19 protein-coding genes and 1 tRNA gene are annotated in these 16,516 nt (G+C 67.4%); 14 read left to right on the top strand and 6 right to left on the bottom strand.

What is annotated here, in order from left to right:
- Window positions 1-77 precede the first annotated feature (77 nt).
- Both FA740_RS11005 and FA740_RS11000 read right to left on the bottom strand, forming a co-directional pair.
- Entirely contained in the window at window positions 78-893 is an 816-nt protein-coding gene (locus tag FA740_RS11005; RefSeq protein WP_136856824.1) for a TIGR00282 family metallophosphoesterase, read from the bottom strand.
- Between the two features lie 102 nt (window positions 894-995).
- Entirely contained in the window at window positions 996-1,202 is a 207-nt protein-coding gene (locus FA740_RS11000; RefSeq protein WP_136856823.1) for a cold-shock protein, read from the bottom strand.
- Between the two features lie 432 nt (window positions 1,203-1,634).
- On the opposite strand from FA740_RS11000, the gene FA740_RS10995 reads away from it, so the two are divergent.
- Window positions 1,635-2,453 (top strand): restriction endonuclease, encoded by an 819-nt coding sequence (locus FA740_RS10995; RefSeq protein ID WP_211243692.1) that lies wholly within the window; start codon window positions 1,635-1,637, stop codon window positions 2,451-2,453.
- Between the two features lie 154 nt (window positions 2,454-2,607).
- Here FA740_RS10995 and FA740_RS10990 read toward each other — a convergent pair whose 3' ends face one another.
- The 3 genes from FA740_RS10990 to FA740_RS10980 form a co-directional block, all read right to left on the bottom strand.
- Complete coding sequence (locus FA740_RS10990) at window positions 2,608-3,795, bottom strand: DUF6538 domain-containing protein (protein WP_136856822.1); 1,188 nt, start codon at window positions 3,793-3,795, stop codon at window positions 2,608-2,610.
- Window positions 3,796-3,856: 61 nt separating this feature from the next.
- Window positions 3,857-3,931: transfer RNA gene (locus FA740_RS10985), tRNA-Thr, on the bottom strand.
- Window positions 3,932-3,974: 43 nt separating this feature from the next.
- Window positions 3,975-5,663: an ABC transporter permease gene (locus FA740_RS10980; RefSeq protein WP_136856821.1), complete on the bottom strand. Its 1,689-nt coding sequence runs from the start codon at window positions 5,661-5,663 to the stop codon at window positions 3,975-3,977.
- A gap of 114 nt (window positions 5,664-5,777) precedes the next feature.
- Between FA740_RS10980 and FA740_RS10975 the strand changes: the two genes are divergently transcribed.
- Window positions 5,778-6,653: a hypothetical protein gene (locus tag FA740_RS10975; RefSeq protein ID WP_136856820.1), complete on the top strand. Its 876-nt coding sequence runs from the start codon at window positions 5,778-5,780 to the stop codon at window positions 6,651-6,653.
- Between the two features lie 44 nt (window positions 6,654-6,697).
- Here FA740_RS10975 and FA740_RS10970 read toward each other — a convergent pair whose 3' ends face one another.
- Complete coding sequence (locus FA740_RS10970; RefSeq protein WP_042248738.1) at window positions 6,698-6,949, bottom strand: DUF2312 domain-containing protein; 252 nt, start codon at window positions 6,947-6,949, stop codon at window positions 6,698-6,700.
- Window positions 6,950-7,066: 117 nt separating this feature from the next.
- Between FA740_RS10970 and FA740_RS10965 the strand changes: the two genes are divergently transcribed.
- The 12 genes from FA740_RS10965 to FA740_RS10910 all read left to right on the top strand — a co-directional run bounded on the left by FA740_RS10965 (window position 7,067) and on the right by FA740_RS10910 (window position 16,448).
- A complete protein-coding gene (locus FA740_RS10965; protein ID WP_136856819.1) occupies window positions 7,067-7,294 on the top strand; it encodes a hypothetical protein in 228 nt (75 codons plus the stop codon).
- A 92-nt stretch (window positions 7,295-7,386) separates the two neighbouring features.
- Window positions 7,387-7,812: a YeeE/YedE family protein gene (locus FA740_RS10960; RefSeq protein WP_136856818.1), complete on the top strand. Its 426-nt coding sequence runs from the start codon at window positions 7,387-7,389 to the stop codon at window positions 7,810-7,812.
- Complete coding sequence (locus FA740_RS10955) at window positions 7,809-8,225, top strand: DUF6691 family protein (protein WP_136856817.1); 417 nt, start codon at window positions 7,809-7,811, stop codon at window positions 8,223-8,225. The genes FA740_RS10960 and FA740_RS10955 overlap by 4 nt, the downstream gene beginning before the upstream one ends.
- Window positions 8,222-8,671, top strand: coding sequence for a D-aminoacyl-tRNA deacylase (dtd, locus tag FA740_RS10950; protein ID WP_136856816.1), 450 nt, complete (start codon window positions 8,222-8,224; stop codon window positions 8,669-8,671). The genes FA740_RS10955 and dtd overlap by 4 nt, the downstream gene beginning before the upstream one ends.
- Before the next feature lie 224 nt (window positions 8,672-8,895).
- On the top strand, window positions 8,896-10,269 hold the full coding sequence (locus FA740_RS10945; protein ID WP_409597520.1) for a DEAD/DEAH box helicase: 1,374 nt from the start codon (window positions 8,896-8,898) through the stop codon (window positions 10,267-10,269).
- Between the two features lie 99 nt (window positions 10,270-10,368).
- Window positions 10,369-10,941: a thymidine kinase gene (locus FA740_RS10940; RefSeq protein ID WP_136856814.1), complete on the top strand. Its 573-nt coding sequence runs from the start codon at window positions 10,369-10,371 to the stop codon at window positions 10,939-10,941.
- Between the two features lie 87 nt (window positions 10,942-11,028).
- The gene (locus tag FA740_RS10935) at window positions 11,029-12,183 is read left to right on the top strand and encodes a D-alanyl-D-alanine carboxypeptidase family protein (RefSeq protein WP_136856813.1); all 1,155 of its coding nucleotides are present in this window, start codon (window positions 11,029-11,031) and stop codon (window positions 12,181-12,183) included.
- Window positions 12,183-12,779: a dTMP kinase gene (gene tmk / locus FA740_RS10930; RefSeq protein WP_136856812.1), complete on the top strand. Its 597-nt coding sequence runs from the start codon at window positions 12,183-12,185 to the stop codon at window positions 12,777-12,779. Before FA740_RS10935 ends, tmk begins: the two co-directional genes overlap by 1 nt.
- The gene (locus FA740_RS10925) at window positions 12,776-13,885 is read left to right on the top strand and encodes a DNA polymerase III subunit delta' (protein WP_136856811.1); all 1,110 of its coding nucleotides are present in this window, start codon (window positions 12,776-12,778) and stop codon (window positions 13,883-13,885) included. Before tmk ends, FA740_RS10925 begins: the two co-directional genes overlap by 4 nt.
- A gap of 3 nt (window positions 13,886-13,888) precedes the next feature.
- Window positions 13,889-14,683 carry a TatD family hydrolase gene (locus tag FA740_RS10920; protein WP_136856810.1) on the top strand — a complete coding sequence of 265 codons (795 nt, stop codon included), beginning with the start codon at window positions 13,889-13,891 and terminating at the stop codon, window positions 14,681-14,683.
- Window positions 14,680-15,507: an MBL fold metallo-hydrolase gene (locus FA740_RS10915; RefSeq protein ID WP_136856809.1), complete on the top strand. Its 828-nt coding sequence runs from the start codon at window positions 14,680-14,682 to the stop codon at window positions 15,505-15,507. The genes FA740_RS10920 and FA740_RS10915 overlap by 4 nt, the downstream gene beginning before the upstream one ends.
- Window positions 15,504-16,448 (top strand): AEC family transporter, encoded by a 945-nt coding sequence (locus FA740_RS10910; RefSeq protein WP_136856808.1) that lies wholly within the window; start codon window positions 15,504-15,506, stop codon window positions 16,446-16,448. Before FA740_RS10915 ends, FA740_RS10910 begins: the two co-directional genes overlap by 4 nt.
- Window positions 16,449-16,516: the final 68 nt, after the last annotated feature.

Below are 16,516 nucleotides of genomic sequence, written 5' to 3'. Positions count from 1 at the left end.
GGGCCGCTTTGGCGCATCTTGCGCCAGATCGGCGCAGAGCCGCAAGCGATCTTCGCGGATGCAGAAAATGCGCGGCGTCAGGCCGGATGGGTCTGCGCCAGGCGGCCGCCATCGCGAACCGGCTGGATGCTGCGGGCCTGTCCGGTGCGGTCGTCGGTCTCGACGAAGACGCCCGACAGCGTCGCCTCTCCCTCGGCGGGGACAAAGCGGTCGCGGGCCATGCCGGTGATGAAGCGGCGCAGCGGCTCGGCCTTGTCCATGCCGATGACGCTGTCGTAATCGCCGCACATGCCCGCGTCGGTCAGATAGGCGGTGCCGCGCGACAGGATCTGCGCGTCGGCGGTGGGCACATGGGTGTGGGTGCCCACGACCAGGCTGGCGCGCCCGTCGCAGAAATGCCCGACGGCCATCTTTTCGCTGGTGGCCTCGGCATGGATGTCGACCAGGGCAGCCTGGACCATGCCGCCCGGCGGATGGGCGCGCAGCACGCCGTCCAGCGCCGAGAACGGGTCGTCATAGGGCCGCGACATGAACACCTGCCCCAACACCTGCACCAGCAGCAGCTTGCGTCCGCGCGTATCGCTGATGATCGTGTGCCCTCGCCCCGGCGCGTCGCGGGCAAAGTTCAGCGGCCGGATGATGCGCGGTTCGCGGTCGATATAGGCCAGCATGTCCTTTTGATCGAACGCATGGTCGCCAAGCGTCAGCGCATCCGCCCCCGCCTCCAGCAGCAGCTGCGCGTGACCGGCGGTCACACCGCGGCCCCCGCTGGCATTTTCCGCGTTCACGACCACCAGATCGGCCTTGAGCCGCGCCCGCAGGCCCGCCAGCCGTTCGGTGATCGCCCGCCGGCCGGACCGGCCCATCACATCGCCAAGAAACAGGATTTTCATGCAGACCTGCTATGTCAAAGCCCCGCCGGCCTCAAGCCCGGGCAAGCAAAAAGGGCTGCCCCGGAGGACAGCCCTTTCGTATCGTCGCCGTAAGGCGTCGGATCAGACGAACTGCACGTTCGTTGCCGATTCGCGACCGTCACGGCCACGCTCCAGCTCGAAGGTCACCTTCTGGCCGTCAGCGGGGGCCTGCAGGCCAGCGCGCTCGAGAGCCGAGATGTGCAGGAAAACGTCCTGGCGGCCGCCTTCCGGTTGAATGAAGCCGAAGCCTTTGGTGCTGTTGAACCATTTCACGGTGCCGTTGGCCATCGTGAGATCTCCTGTCTTAGTGTTCCACCCGCAGTATGCGGTGGCTTGGCCGTCAGATTAACAAAGCAGACTGAAGGCAGAAGCAGACAGGATGCAGAGAATTTAACGTAGCCATGTCTGAATAGGGCAAGACGGTCCGGGATGCAAGGGAAAGTTGGTGCCGGCTGAGGGTGTCCTGAGCTTGATGGTCGTGGTTAGGCTCCCGTTGCAGGCACCACTCGTCATCGCATGCTATTGAAAAACCTCAGCTAAGTTCAATCTTGGCCAAGGCGTAGAACATGACGGCTGGGCCGCGTGCGGCAGCACATGTAGTTGCCCGATAGCACCGCTGCACATTGACCTAGCGGCGGGCCGCAATGAAAGTGCTTTCAGCACCACGACCCAAACGATAGAGCGAACTCCGGTATGGCGGTCCCCGATTACGAAACCCTGATGCTTCCTGTTCTGCGGCTGTTTGCGGAAGGGGCTCCCAATGTTGCCGCCTGCGTTCCTCGTCTCCAAGAACAATACGCTATCAGCGATGAGGAAGCTTCTGAACTGCTGCCCAGTGGAAGAACAACCGTACTGCAGAGCCGGGCGCACTGGGCCCGCACATATCTGTCAAAGGCCGGTCTACTGGAGTCGCCAAAGAGGAACCTACACGTCATCACCGAACAAGGCCGCCAGTTTTTAGCCACTAATCCTCCACGGATCGACAATCAGGTCCTGTCGGCAATTCCAAGCTTCACCGAATGGATCGAAGCGTCACGTGCGGGAAGTGGCGACGAGGCTAGTGGGCAAGGGGATGCGTTCGTGCAGCTGCATTCACTGCCGACTGATGACGGCCAGACACCAGAGGACGCTATGGAGGCGGCGTCAGCACTGCTGTCCGCAGCACTCCGCGACGAACTGCTTTTGCTTCTTCACCAGCTGACACCAGCGCGCTTCGAAAGGCTGATTGTCGATCTGCTGTCAGCAATGGGCTACGGCGGTGGTGAGGCGGCACGAGGAATGGTTACTAAGCTTTCAGGGGATGGAGGCATTGACGGAATAATCCACGAGGACTCGCTCGGCCTCGATGCCGTGTACATCCAGGCAAAACGATACGCTGCGCACAACAAGATTGGCCGTCCGGATATACAGCAATTTGTAGGGTCCCTCACAGGCGAGGGCGCGACCAAAGGCGTTTTTGTGACCACCTCCGACTTCTCGCGAGAGGCACAAGAATACCTGAACCGCGTCCAGCACAGAGTGATACTGATCACCGGGTAACGGCTCGCTCACCTGATGATCAAGTACGGCGTCGGCGTCCGCGCAAGGCAAACGTACCTTATTCAGACGGTCGACGAAGACTACTTCGCCGATGCTGCCAGCTAGCCGTAGCCAGCGTTCAGCACCGACGTTTTCAACGGCCTGCTTGAAGATGCTATGTAGGCTTGACGGCTGTCTCTAGCCAGCGCCGCAGCACATCGAGCGGGTACCCCCGCCCGTATCCATGTCCCACGCCTTCCGTTTGCCAGCCTCCAATCTGGTCCACGATGTCAGCGGGACATTCCACAGCCCGCAACCGGTCCCGCATCGAGTGTCGGAAGCCATGCATCGTGGCGCACTGGTGAACATGCGGCTTCAACCACTTGTTGAGCCCCGCACTAGCTGCATTTGCGTTCGTCTGACCTGTCTTGTTGTAGCGGGGAAAGGCAAAACCTGATGTACGACCGTTTTGCAGTAGTCGCTGTGCCGCCCAGACAGAGGAACCGACAAGAGGGATAGTCCGAGCGCTGCTTGTGGTTTTCAGTCTACGCCACTGATGCGGCTTTACGTGGACGTAGTAGCCATTGTCGTCGTGGCCGAAGTCTTCAAGAAGCAGACCCGCCGCCTCAGCCAAGCGCATGCCTGTATCAGCGATCAAGGCCACCAGCCAGCGCATTTCGTCATCGGTCTGATAGCAGATGGCCTGGATCCTCCGGATGCTGTCCACAGGAATCGGCAGGCGATCAACAACCCCTGCAGTCCGATCATAGTAGACACCACCGAACGGATTGGTCAGCGTCAGGCCTTCCTCGCTGGCTGCAAAGTTGGTCACAGCCCTAACCGTACCGAAGATGCGGGTAATACTGCTTCCGGCCATTCCTCGTGCCACCAAGGCATCCCGAAATGCGTTTGCGTCTTTTCGTATGTATTCGCTCAACGCCTTGTCGCCGCAAACATCGATAACATAGCCGCAAGATCGCTCAGCGGCGCTCCGAAAGGTCTGTGGCTTTCCAGATCCCTTAAGGCGAATGTATGTTGCCACACATTCGGACAGCTTCGGCACGTCGCTGGTGACGGAAGCCTTATCTGGCGGTGATGAGGGTGCCGGTTTGCTGATGTTCAACCGCAGCATATGTTTGCCCGGTAGCTCGGCATCCTGCGCCCGAAGATGAAACCAGTATTCATCGAGTTGGCTGGCTGCACGAATTGCCCGTGCGGCAGCAACTGCCACTGATTTAGTTCGTAACGAGTAGGCGATTTTCTGAGAGGTGTAGTGCTTCTGCAGTTCCGCCGGGACCCGCCGCACGAAGTAGAAGACCCCGTCTTTTGTGAATGTGTGGGGTGCAGATTTGTATGCCGTCATGTTCTACGCCTTGGCCAAGATTGAACTTAGCTGAGGTTTTTCAATAGCATGCGATGACGAGTGGTGCCGGCTGAGGGATTTGAACCCCCGACCCCCTGATTACAAATCAGACGCTCTACCACTGAGCTAAGCCGGCATCCCTGCCCGATTACCAAGCCGACCCGTGCTGCGCAAGCGCGTCAGCGCCGCGCGCGCCCCAGATTTGTGCGCGCCAGCAGCGCCACCGCCGCCAGCCCCACGGCCATCACCAGCAGCGCCGCGGGGGCGGCATTGCCCAGATCCTCCAGGCTGGCGCGTTCATGGGTGCGGGTGGCCAGCGTCTCAAAGTTGAAAGGGCGCAGCAGCAGCGTCGCGGGCAGCTCCTTAACGCAATCGACGAAGACCAGCAGCAGGGCCGCCCCCACCGACCCGCGCATCATCGGCAGATACACGGTCCGCAGCACGCCCGCATTGTCGCGCCCCAGGGACCGCGCCGCCATGGGCAGCGACGGCGGCACACGCGTGAAGGCCGCGTCGATCGCCCCCTGCCCGATGGCAAAGAACCGCACCAGATAGGCCAGCACGATGGCCGTGCCCGTCCCCGTCAGGATCAGCCCCGGATCGGTGCCGGTCAGCGCCAGCCAGCCATCGGCCACCCGGTGATCCAGCGCCGCCAACGGAATCAGCAGCCCCACCGCCAGCACCGCCCCCGGCGCCGCATAGCCGATGGTGGTGACGGGCATCAGCAGGCGCGGCAGCGACCGCCCCGACAGGCGCGTGCCATAGACCATGATCAGCGCGCCCAGCACCGTCAGCACCGCGGCCATCCCCCCCAGGGACACCGTGTGCCAGGCCGCCCGGGCCAGCCCCGGCGACAGCCAGCCCTGCGGATAGGCCAGCGCATAGGTCGTGATCACCCCCACCGGCAGCACGAAGCCCATCGCAAAAGGCAGCAGGCAGGCCAGCATCGCCGCAACCCCCGCCAGCGGGCGCAGGCGCTGTCGGGTGACCGGGCGGGGTTGGCGCGCACTTTGATGATAGCGGGCGTTGCGGCGGGCGAATCGCTCCCACAGGGACAGGACCACGATGATGGCCAGCATCGCGCAGGCGATCTGCGCCGCGCCGCCGGCGTTCCGACGCTCCAACCAGGTGGTGAAGATGCCGGTGTTCAGGGTCTGGACGCCGAAATAGCTGACGACGCCGTAATCGGCGACCGCCTCCATCATCGCGATCGCGGACCCCGCGACGATGGCCGGGCGCGCCAGCGGCAGGCCCACGCGGGCGAACAGGCCCCAGGGCCCGGTGCCCAGAGCGCGCGCGACCTCATAGGCGCTGCCCGACTGTTCGTGCAGCGCCGCCCGCGTCAGCAGATAGACGTAAGGATAGAGCGCCGAGGCCAGCACCACGACCGCCGCCTCCAGCGATCGGATGCGCGGGAACCAATAGTCGCGCGCCGATTCCCACCCGAACCAGCCGCGCAGGGCGATCTGCACCGGGCCGGAATAGTCCAGGAAATCGGCCAGCGCATAGGCGCCGATATAGGCCGGCACCGCCAGCGGCAGCAGCAGCAGCCATTGCAGCGCGCCCCGGCCCGGAAAATCGTACATGCTGACCAGCCAGGCCGCCCCCGTGCCCATCGCCGCCGCCAGAAGGCCGGTGCCCATCGCCAACGCCACCGTGTTGCCGAAATAGCGCGGCATGACCGTGGACAGCAGATGCGGCCAGATGTTGTCGGTGGGGTTCAGCGCCAGCCAGACGACCGACAGCACCGGCATCAGCACCAGCCCCGCGACCAGCACCGCGGCCAGCGACCATCCCCGGCCGCCCCCTTGGCGCAGGGCATGATCGTGACGGCGCGGGCGGGTCTGGGCGGGGGCTGTCCGGGTCATGGCATGGGCGATAGGGCAAAGCGGTTTGACTGTCCACGCCACAGCGGTAATCTGCGCGCCAGATCCAGCGTGGCCCGGCCGCGTGCGGCACCTTGAAAAGACGGGACAGTTCAGATGCAGATGGTTTTCCACATGGGGGTGCATGGCACCGATGGCGACCGCCTGCTCAAGACCCTGCTGAACAACCGCGCGGCGCTGCAGAAGGCCGGGACCGAGGTCGTGACCCCGAACCGCCATCGCGGCCTGTTCGACGAGGCGCTGAAATCGCTGAACGGCGGCACCGCCACCCCCGAGATGGAACAGATCATGCTGGACGCGATGCTGGACAGCGACGATCCGTCGCGGGTCATCATGTCCACGCCGACCTTCATGGGCGCGCCCGGCCGCGCGGTCGGGCGTGAGGGGCTTTATCCGCAGATCGGGCTGCGCGCCGCGGCGCTGTCGCGGCTGTTCCCGTCGGCGCAGACCGAGTTCTTTGTCGCGATCCGCAACCCCGCCGTCCTGCTGACCGAGGTCTTGGGCCAGTTCAGCGGCGGCGGCTATGACGCGCTGATGCAGGGCACAGACCCCCTGCAGCTGCGCTGGCGCCCCGCGATCCAGCGCCTGCTGCGCGCGACGCAGGGACGGCGCGTGGTGGTCTGGTGCCACGAGGACGTGCCACTGATCTGGCCCGAGGTGGTGCGCCTGGTCGCGGCCCTGCCGCCTTCGGCGCCGCTGTCGGGCGGCATCCTGTACATGCACGAACTGCTGGGCGATGCGGGGGTCGCGCTGCTGCGTGACGCGATGGCCGGGCGCGACCAGATGACCGTGCGCCAGCGCCGCGACCTCTACGCGCGGATGCTGGCCGATCACGCGCTGCCCGATACGGTCGACCAGCCGATCGACCTGCCCGGATGGACGCAGGACATGGTCGACGAGGTCACCCGAACCTATCACGCCGACGCGGCCGAGATCGCGGTCCTGCCCGGCGTCGAATTCATCCTGCCCTAAGCCCCTGCGCGACCCCCGCGCGCAGGGGCAGCGCAAGGGTGTCGTCAGACCATGCCCAGGGCGGCCTTGTACATGTCCAGGATCGCCTCTTCCTCGGCGATGTCATCCTTGTCGCGGCGGCGCAGGGCGATGATCTGCTTCATCACCTTGGTGTCATAGCCGCGGGCCTTGGCCTCGGCCATCACCTCTTTCTGGCGTTCGGCGATGTCCTTCTTTTCGGCCTCCAGCTGCTCGAACTGTTCGATGAACTGGCGCAGCTCGTCTGCCGCCACTCCATAAGCCTGATCGTCCTGCATCGGATTCGTCCCCTCTTGCGCATGTGCCCCGCGTGTTAGGCGGTCTTGTCGGGCGGTGCAATCGCCGCTAGGGGACGGGCGCGGCACCCCGCCTGCCTGTCGCCAAAGGAGACGACCATGACCCTGTTCGACTGGATCATCTGGACCGGCGCCGCGCTGACGCTGCTGGGACTGGGCGCGCTGGTGTGGTGCATCTGGACCGTCAGCCGCGCCCGCGCCAAGGGCCTGGACGACGAGGCCCTGCGCGTCCGCATGCGCGGCGTCCTGGCGGTGAACGTGGCGGCCCTGGCCGCATCGGCCATCGGCCTGATGATGGTGGTGATCGGCATCATCCTGGGTCGCTGAACTCCGGGACCGGACTTGCCGGGCGCCAGAGCCTTGACACATTCGCAAATTGGAATACATCCTGTCCAGGCGACGGGATGAAAGGACACATCATGAACCCCGACTGGATCCTGGGACTGATCGGCGGGCTGATGATCGGCGCGGCGGCGGCCCTGTATATGCTGGGCAACGGACGCATCATGGGGGCCAGCGGCCTGCTAGGCGGCGTGATCGACGGCACCGGCCGCGCCAATCTGGCAGAACGGCTGATCTTTCTGGCGGCGCTGGTCGCCGTCCCCGCAGTGATGGTCGGCACCGGCGCGGCCCAGGCCTCGCGCCCGGTCGCGGGCCTGGGCGTGCTGGCGCTGGCGGGGCTGCTGGTGGGCTTTGGCACGCGGCTTGGCAGCGGCTGCACCTCGGGGCACGGGGTCTGCGGCATCTCGCGGCTGTCGCTGCGGGGGATCGTGGCGACGTTGATCTATCTGGGCACGGGCGTGGCTGCGGTGCTGATCGCGCGCCTGATGGGGGGTGCGGCATGACGCGGCTGGTGATCGCCGGCCTGTCGGGCGGGCTGTTCGGCGCGGGGCTGGTGGTGTCGGGCATGACCGACCCGGCCAAGGTGCAGGGGTTTCTGGACCTGTTCGGGGCCTGGGACCCGACACTGGCCTTTGTGATGGGCGGCGCGGTCGTGGTGATGTTCCTGGCATGGCGCATCGCCGCGGCCCGCAACCGGTCGCTCAGCGGCGCGCCCCTGCCCGCGATGCCCGAACAGCGGCTGGATGGGCGGTTGATCGGGGGTGCTGCGCTGTTCGGCCTGGGCTGGGGACTGTCGGGCCTGTGTCCGGGGCCGGCGATGGCGTCGCTGTTCTTCGGCGGGCCGTCGGTCTGGGTGTTCTTTGCCGCGATGGTGGCCGGCATGGCGCTGTTCGGCCTGTGGAGCCGCCGCGCATGAGGGTTCTGGTCCAGCGCGTCGCCCAAGCCTCGGTCTTGGTCGATGACCAGGTCGTGGGGCGCACCGGGCCGGGCCTTCTGGTGCTGGCCTGCGCGATGCAGGGCGACGACCCCGCCACGGTGGACCGGATGGCCGGGCGCATCGCGCGCCTGCGCATCTTTCGCGACGATCAGGGGCGGATGAACCGGTCGCTGCTGGACACCGGCGGCGGCGCGCTGGTCGTCAGCCAGTTCACCCTGGCCGCGGACACACGCAGCGGCAACCGCCCCGGCTTCTCGGCCGCAGCCGATCCCGACACGGGCCGGGCGCTGTATGAACACCTGGCGCAGGCGATGCGCGATCTGGGGATCGCCACCGAAACCGGGCGCTTTGGCGCGGACATGCAGGTGTCGCTGACCAATGACGGTCCGGTGACGATCTGGCTGGACAGTGCGGATCGGGGTTGACTTTCGCGTCATTCTGCCCCATCTGATCCTCATCGCCGTCCGCTGCCGCGTGAGCAGCCCCTGGGCATAGCCCGAGACGCCGACACCCATTCCAGTTTCCCATTCACGCGGGGAGGCAGCAGGCATCCTCGTATCGCGCCTGCACCCCTGCCATTGGCTGCGCGCTGTCGTGCGGCCCCTGCCCTTGCGTCCGATACGGGGGACGCATGGGGACGAAAGATCCTATGGAACAGAACAACACCCGCCGTCGCCCCAACCGTGGCGGCAAATCCACTCCCGCCCGCGCGCCGATCCAGGCCAACGAAGGCCGCCGCGCCCCCGCGCGCGAACCGGTCATCACCGGACCCTTTGCCGATATGGGCATCGACCACCGCATCAACGCGAACATCATCGCGATGGGCCTGACCACGCCTACGCCGATCCAGGAACAGGGCATCCCCGCCATCGTGCAGGGCCGTGACGTGCTGGGCCTGGCCCAGACCGGCACCGGCAAGACGGCGGCCTTCGGCCTGCCGATGCTGACCCGCCTGATCAACTATGGCAAGAAGCCCGACCCCAAGACCTGCCGCGCGCTGATCCTGGCGCCGACCCGCGAGCTTGCCACCCAGATCGCGACGAACATCGACGCCTATGCCGAAGGCACGCCGATCCGGTCGTTCCGCGTCGTGGGCGGCGCCTCGATCAACACCCAGACCGAGCGGCTGTCGCGCGGCGTGGACGTGCTGATCGCGACGCCGGGCCGCCTGATGGACCTGATCGAGCGTCGCGCGATCAGCCTAGAGGCCACCACCTATCTGGTGCTGGACGAAGCCGACCAGATGCTGGACATCGGCTTCATCCACACCCTGCGCAAGATCGCGCGGATGCTGCCGCGCGAGCGTCAGACGCTGATGTTCTCGGCCACGATGCCCAAGCTGATGTCCGAGCTGTCGGACACCTATCTGACCAACCCGGTCAAGGTCGCCGTGAACCCCCCGGGCCAGGCCGCCAAGAAGATCGACCAGGGCGTGCATTTCGTCAGCCAGGGCGACAAGGCCAAGCTGCTGGCCGAATACATGTCCAAGCACACGCAGGAAATGGCGATGGTCTTTGGCCGCACCAAGCATGGCTGCGACAAGCTGGCCAAATTGCTGGACAGCTGGGGCTTTGCCGTCGCCGCGATCCACGGCAACAAGTCGCAGGGCCAGCGTGAGCGCGCCCTGGAGGCTTTCCGCAAGGGAGAGACCAAGGTCCTGGTCGCAACCGACGTGGCCGCCCGTGGCCTGGATATCCCGGACGTGGCGCATATCTATAACTACGACCTGCCCAATGTGCCGGAGAACTATGTCCACCGCATCGGCCGGACCGCGCGTGCGGGCCGTGACGGTCGCGCCGTGGCCTTCTGTTCGCCCGCCGAACTGGGAGAGCTGCGCGCCATCGAAAAGGCGATGAAGAACACCATCCCCGTGATCGGGGGCGATGTGCCTTCCGCGGCCGCAGCCGCCGCGGCCGGTCCCGCAGGCGGTCCGCAGCGCGGTCGTGGCAAGCCGATGGACGGGGGTGCGCATAAGCGCCCGGCCCGCCGCCCGTCGCGTGCGCCCAAAAGCCGCACGGCCTGATCCTCGCCGCGAAGGCGATCCCAAGACAGCCGCCGGGGCGCGATCCCCGGCGGCTTTTGCTTGTGGCGGGGCTGTCGCGCGGGTATGGCCCACGGCGTCATGGCAAAGCTCTATTTCAACTATTCGACGATGAACGCCGGCAAGAGCACCTTGCTGCTGCAGGCATCCTACAACTATCGCGAACGCGGCATGGACACGCTGCTGCTGACGGCGGCGCTGGACGACCGCGCGGGCCAGGGCCGCATCGCCAGCCGCATCGGCATCGCGGATGAGGCCGCCTCGTTCGACAGCGCGACGGACCTGATGGCGCTGATCGCGGCCAGCCTGCCGCGCCCGGCCTGCGTCTTCATCGACGAGGCGCAGTTCCTGACCCGCGACCAGGTCTGGCAGCTGGCCCGCGTGGCCGATGATCTGGGCATTCCGGTCATGTGCTATGGCCTGCGCGTCGATTTCCGCGGAGAGCTGTTCCCCGGATCGGCGGCCCTGCTGGCCCTGGCCGATGACATGCGCGAGGTGCGCACCATCTGCCATTGCGGCAAAAAGGCCACCATGGTCATCCGCCAGGACGATCAGGGCCGCCCCATCACCGAAGGCGCGCAGGTGCAGGTCGGCGGGAACGAGACCTATGTGTCTCTTTGCCGTCGTCATTGGCGCGCGGCGGTGGGGGCCTGATCACGTTTTTCGCGGCGCTTTCAACGCGCGTTGCGGGCACGCAGAGGTTGATGTAACCATTGCGGAAAACGGGCAAGGGGACACATCATGCGCACATTCCTGATCTGGATCGCCGCGGCGCTGGCGATGGCCGCCCCCGCGCGGGCCTTTGACACCGCGGCCACGTCGGCCTGGGTCTATGACGTCCAGTCGGGAACCGTCCTGATGGAAAAGAACGCCGACGTTCCCCTGCCCCCGGCATCCATGTCCAAGCTGATGACGCTGACCATGCTGTTCGAGGCCCTGCGTGACGGTCGCGTGGCGATGGACACCACCTTTCCGGTCTCGGAAAAGGCATGGCGGATGGGCGGCTCCAAGATGTTCGTCGAACCCGCCGACCGCCCAACCGTCGAAGAGCTGATTTATGGCATCATCATCAATTCCGGCAACGATGCCTGCGTCGTGGTCGCCGAAGGGCTGGCCGGCAGCGAGGATGCCTTTGCCCGCCTGATGAATGAGCGCGCAGCCCAGCTGGGCCTGACGCATACCACGCTGACCAACAGCTCGGGCTGGCCCGACCCCGGACACCGCATGTCGATGGAGGATCTGGGGCTGCTGGCGGATTACATGATCCGCGAATTCCCGGACCTCTATCCGAACTTCGCGATGACCTCGTTCAACTACAAGGACCGGGTGCCCTCGAATGCGCGCAACCGCAACCCGCTGCTGGCCATCGGGGCGGCGGACTGGACCGCCGACGGGCTCAAGACCGGGCACACCCAGGAGGCCGGATACGGCTTGGTCGGCTCGGCCATCCAGGACGGGCGGCGGGTGATCTTCGTCATCAGCGGGTTGCAATCGGACCGCGCGCGGGCCGAGGAATCCGAGCGTCTTGTCAACTGGGCCTTCCGTCAGTTCACCATGCAGAGCCTTGTTCCCGCAGGCGAAACCGTCGTCAGCGCGCCGGTCTGGCTGGGCACGGCCAGCCGCGTGGGCCTGACCACCGCCAATGGCGTGAACGTGCTGGTGCCCGCGGGCGTCCAGGACGAGGTCCGGGTCGAGGTCGTCTATGACAGCCCCATCCCCGCCCCCATCGCGCGCGGCGACCGCTTGGGCCAGCTGGTCGTGACCATCCCCGGCACCCGCGACACGGTCACGCCGCTGATCGCCACCCAGGACGTCCCCGAGGCGGGCTTTCTGGGCCGCATGAAGGGCGCCGTGATGCAGCTGGGTCAGCGCGCCATCACCGCCGTCACCGGCTGATGCTGATCAGCCTGGAGGGCATCGACGGCTGCGGCAAATCCACCCAAGGACGCCTGCTGGCCGACGCACTGCGCGCCCAGGGCCGCGACGTGGTGCTGACCCGCGAGCCCGGCGGCAGCCCCGGCGCCGAGGAGATCCGCCGCCTGCTGGTCGAGGGTGCCGGCGAACGCTGGTCGCCCGAGACCGAGTGCCTGCTGTTCACCGCCGCCCGCCGCGATCATCTGGAACGCACCATCCGCCCGGCGCTGGAGGCGGGCCGCGTGGTGGTGACCGACCGCTTTGCCGACAGCACCCGCGTCTATCAGGGTGCTGCGCGGGGCGATCTGCGCGACATGGTCGACCGGCTGCACGCGCTGATGATCGGGGTCGAGCCGGACCGGACCTTTGTCATCGACATCGACCCCGCGACGGGGCTGGCGCGAGGCAATGCGCGTGGCGGGGCCGAGGATCGGTTCGAAAGCCTGGGCCTGTCGTTCCAGCAGCGGCTGGCGACGGGGTTCCGCGCGCTGGCCGCCGAATATCCCGACCGCGTGCGCCTGATCGACGGCAGCGGCACCGCCGGGGACGTCTCCGCCCGCATCCTGGCCGCGCTGTGAAGACCGCGCCCGACGATATTCCCGAACCCGACCGGGTTCCCGGCGCGCCCCATCCGCGCCACGCGCCGCGCGTGATCGGTCAGGATGCGGCGGTTGCGTCTTTCCTGCAGGCGGCACAGGGCGACCGGCTGCACCATGCCTGGCTGCTGACCGGGCCGCGCGGCGTGGGCAAGGCGACGCTAGCCTGGGCCATCGCGCGCTGGCTTCTGGCCGATACCGGGCGGGCCGATCTATCCGTCGACCCCGACACCCTCGAGGCCCGCCGCATCGCCGCCCTGTCCGAGCCGCGCCTGGCCCTGATCCGCCGCCCCTGGGACGACAAGACCAGCCGCCTGCGCGCCGAGATCACCGTGGACGAGATCCGCCGGCTGCTGTCCTTCTTCCACCTGTCGGCCGCCGAAGGGGGGCGCCGCGTCGCCATCATCGACGCCGCCGATGAGATGAACACCGCCGCCGCCAACGCCCTGCTGAAGGTGCTGGAGGAGCCACCGTCAGACGCGCTGATCCTGCTGATCGCGCATCAGCCCGCGCGGCTGCTGCCCACGATCCGGTCGCGCTGCCGCACGCTGCGCCTGTCGCCCCTGCCGCCGCGCCAGATGTCCGCGATTCTGTCCGACATGGGCCTGAACGAGGATGCCGAGGCGCTGTCGGCCCTCTCCGACGGGTCCGTCGGAGAGGCGCTGCGGCTGGCGGGTCAGGGGGGGCTGGACCGCTATCAGGCGCTGGTCGATCTGTTCGCCACCCTGCCCCGGCTGGACCGCCTGGCCGCGTCGAAATTCGCCGATGGCGCGGCGGGGCGCGCAGGCGCCGATGGCGACCCGTTCGATCTGACCATCACCGTGCTGGACCGCTTTGTCACCCGGCTGGCGCGCGCGGGGCTGATGGGCGCGCCCCTGCCCCAGGCCGCGCGCGGCGAAGGCGCCCTGATGGCGCGGCTGTCGCCCGACGACCACGCTGCCCGCATCTGGGCCGAGGCGCAGTCCCGCCTGTCGGCGCGTGCCCGCACGGGTCGGGCGGTCAACCTTGACCCTGCCGCGCTGGTCATGGATATGGTGCTGGAACTGGCGCAGCTGCCGCCCGCGCAAGCGTCCCTGACCAAGGCCTGACCGATGACCGATGCGGCCCTCCGGCTGACCGACAGCCATTGCCACCTGGATTTCCCCGATTTCGACGGCGAACATGCCGCCCTGATCGACCGCGCCCGCGCCGCGGGCGTCGGGCGGATGGTCACCATCTGCACCCGCCTGCGCCAGGAGCCCGCCGTGCGCGCCCTGGCCAAGGCGCATGATGGCGTCTTCTACGCCGTAGGCACCCACCCGATGAGCGTCGCGGACGAGCCGATGGCCACCGTCGATCAGCTGGTGGCCCTGGCCGATCACCCTAAATTCGTGGCCATCGGCGAGACGGGGCTGGATTACCACTACACCGCCGACAGCGCGCAGGCCCAGCAGGACAGCCTGCGCATCCACATTCAGGCCGCGCGCCTGACCCGCCTGCCCCTGATCATTCACGCCCGCGACGCCGATGACGACATGGCCCGCATCCTGGCCGAGGAACACCGCGCAGGTGCCTACAGCTGCGTCATGCATTGCTTCAGCTCGACCCCCGCGCTGGCGCAGGCGGCGCTGGATCTGGGGTTCTATCTGTCGATGTCGGGCATCGCGGCATTTCCGCGGTCCCAGGATCTGCGCGACATCTTCGCGGCCGCGCCGCTGGACCGTATCCTGGTGGAAACCGACAGCCCCTATCTGGCCCCGCCCCCCCATCGCGGGCGCCGGAACGAGCCCGCCTATGTCGCCCATACCGCCGCCGTGGGGGCGCAGCTGTTCGGCCTGTCCCTGCCCGAATTCGCCGCCCGGACCGAGGCGAATTTCGACCGCCTGTTCTGGAAGGCCGCCCGATGACCGACACGATCCGCGCCACGATCCTGGGCTGCGGATCGTCGGGGGGCGTGCCGCGCCTTGGCAACCGATGGGGCGATTGCGACCCCGCGAACCCCAGGAACCGGCGCCGCCGCTGTTCGCTGCTGGTCGAACGCGACGGGCCGGGCGGCACCACGCAGGTGCTGATCGACACCGGCCCCGACCTGGTCCCGCAGATGCTGGATGCGGACGTGGCGACGCTGGATGCGGTCGTCTATACCCATGCCCATGCCGATCATGTCCACGGCATCGACGACCTGCGCCAGCTGGTCTTCAACGCCCGCCGCATCCTGCCCCTCTGGGCGGACGGCCCCACGGCCGAGGCACTGACCACCCGCTTCGGTTATGTCTTCCAGACGCCCGAGGGCAGCCAGTATCCCCCGATCTGCGCCCTGCACCCCATCACCGGCCGCATCACCATCGACGGGCCGGGCGGCGCGATCACGCTGATCCCCTTCCGCGTCCAGCACGGAGAGATCACCGCCCTGGGCTTTCGCATCGGCGGGCTGGTCTATCTGCCCGACGTGTCCGACATTCCCGACACCGCCTGGCCGCTGATCCAGGACGCGCCGGTCGTCATCATCGACGCCCTGCGCCCCGAGCCGCATCCCAGCCACGCCCATCTGGACCTGGCGCTGGACTGGATCGCCCGCGCCCGCAGCCCGCGCGCCGTGCTGACCAACATGCATATCGAGATGGATTACGCCGCCGTCGCCGCCCGGACCCCGCCCCATGTCGAACCTGCCTTCGACGGCATGCGGATCGTGACCACCGCCCACAGCCCCGACCTGCCCCCCGCCGCATGAGCGTCCTTTTCACGATCATCCTTCCGGTCTTCCTGATCGTGGGCTTTGGCTATCTGGTGACCTGGCGCGGCTGGTTCAGCGCCGCGGGCGTCGACGGGCTGATGAGCTTTGCCCAGAACTTCGCCGTGCCGACGCTGCTCTTCGTGTCGATGGCGCGGCTGGATCTGGGGACCGAGTTTCGCGCCCAGCTGCTGATCCCCTTCTATGCCGGGGCCTTCGCGGCCTTCGGCGCGGGCTGGGCGGGGGCGCGCTGGCTGTTCCGCCGCCCCCCGGTCGATTGCGTGGCGATCGGCTTTGTGTGCCTGTTCTCGAACACGCTGCTGCTCGGGGTGCCGATCACCGAACGTGCCTATGGGCCCGACGCGCTGGCGGGAAACTGGGCCATCATCGCGCTGCATTCGCCCATGCTCTACACCTTCGGGATCACGGTGATGGAGTTCACCCGTGCCCGCGGCAGCGGCCTGTCCGTCGGACGCGTGGCGCTCAAGGCGCTGACGGGGGTGCTGCGGACGTCCCTGGTGATCGGCATTCTGGCGGGGCTGTCGGTGAACCTGCTGATGCAGGCGGGCCTGGCGCTGCCGCAGGGGTTCTGGGACGCGGCCGACATGATCGCCCGCGCGGCACTGCCTGCGGCGCTGTTCGGGCTGGGCGGCGTCCTCTATCGCTATCGCCCCGAGGGCGACATGGCGACCATCGCGATGTGCTGCGCGGCGTCGCTGATCCTGCACCCGGCGATCACCTTCGGCACGGGATGGCTGCTGGGCCTCGACCGCGACGGCATGCGCTCGGCGGTGCTGACCGCGTCGATGGCCCCCGGGGTGAACGCCTATCTCTTCGCCAACATCTACGGCGCCGCGCGGCGGGTTGCGGCCTCCAGCGTGCTGATCGCGACGGCCCTCTCGACCCTGTCCGTCTGGATGTGGCTGGCGCTTCTCCCTTGACATGACGCGGGGGTCCGGGGGGCCGCAGGCTCCCCGGCGGGGGGTGCGGGGGGCTGGCCCCCCGCCGT

This window comes from Paracoccus hibiscisoli (assembly GCF_005048265.1).
Classification (GTDB): Bacteria; Pseudomonadota; Alphaproteobacteria; order Rhodobacterales; family Rhodobacteraceae; genus Paracoccus; species Paracoccus hibiscisoli.
This window is presented reverse-complemented; position numbering and strand designations above follow the sequence as displayed.

Coding starts and splice junctions, on each gene's coding strand:
- FA740_RS10975 (WP_136856820.1), top strand. CDS start 5,778: ATGCAGATGGTTTTCCACATGGGGGTGCATGGCACCGATGGCGACCGC.
- FA740_RS10965 (WP_136856819.1), top strand. CDS start 7,067: ATGACCCTGTTCGACTGGATCATCTGGACCGGCGCCGCGCTGACGCTG.
- FA740_RS11005 (WP_136856824.1), bottom strand. CDS start 893: ATGAAAATCCTGTTTCTTGGCGATGTGATGGGCCGGTCCGGCCGGCGG.
- FA740_RS10970 (WP_042248738.1), bottom strand. CDS start 6,949: ATGCAGGACGATCAGGCTTATGGAGTGGCGGCAGACGAGCTGCGCCAG.
- FA740_RS10910 (WP_136856808.1), top strand. CDS start 15,504: ATGAGCGTCCTTTTCACGATCATCCTTCCGGTCTTCCTGATCGTGGGC.
- FA740_RS10920 (WP_136856810.1), top strand. CDS start 13,889: ATGACCGATGCGGCCCTCCGGCTGACCGACAGCCATTGCCACCTGGAT.
- FA740_RS11000 (WP_136856823.1), bottom strand. CDS start 1,202: ATGGCCAACGGCACCGTGAAATGGTTCAACAGCACCAAAGGCTTCGGC.
- FA740_RS10915 (WP_136856809.1), top strand. CDS start 14,680: ATGACCGACACGATCCGCGCCACGATCCTGGGCTGCGGATCGTCGGGG.
- FA740_RS10980 (WP_136856821.1), bottom strand. CDS start 5,663: ATGACCCGGACAGCCCCCGCCCAGACCCGCCCGCGCCGTCACGATCAT.
- FA740_RS10960 (WP_136856818.1), top strand. CDS start 7,387: ATGAACCCCGACTGGATCCTGGGACTGATCGGCGGGCTGATGATCGGC.
- tmk (WP_136856812.1), top strand. CDS start 12,183: ATGCTGATCAGCCTGGAGGGCATCGACGGCTGCGGCAAATCCACCCAA.
- FA740_RS10955 (WP_136856817.1), top strand. CDS start 7,809: ATGACGCGGCTGGTGATCGCCGGCCTGTCGGGCGGGCTGTTCGGCGCG.
- dtd (WP_136856816.1), top strand. CDS start 8,222: ATGAGGGTTCTGGTCCAGCGCGTCGCCCAAGCCTCGGTCTTGGTCGAT.
- FA740_RS10990 (WP_136856822.1), bottom strand. CDS start 3,795: ATGACGGCATACAAATCTGCACCCCACACATTCACAAAAGACGGGGTC.
- FA740_RS10945 (WP_409597520.1), top strand. CDS start 8,896: ATGGAACAGAACAACACCCGCCGTCGCCCCAACCGTGGCGGCAAATCC.
- FA740_RS10935 (WP_136856813.1), top strand. CDS start 11,029: ATGCGCACATTCCTGATCTGGATCGCCGCGGCGCTGGCGATGGCCGCC.
- FA740_RS10995 (WP_211243692.1), top strand. CDS start 1,635: ATGCTTCCTGTTCTGCGGCTGTTTGCGGAAGGGGCTCCCAATGTTGCC.
- FA740_RS10940 (WP_136856814.1), top strand. CDS start 10,369: ATGGCAAAGCTCTATTTCAACTATTCGACGATGAACGCCGGCAAGAGC.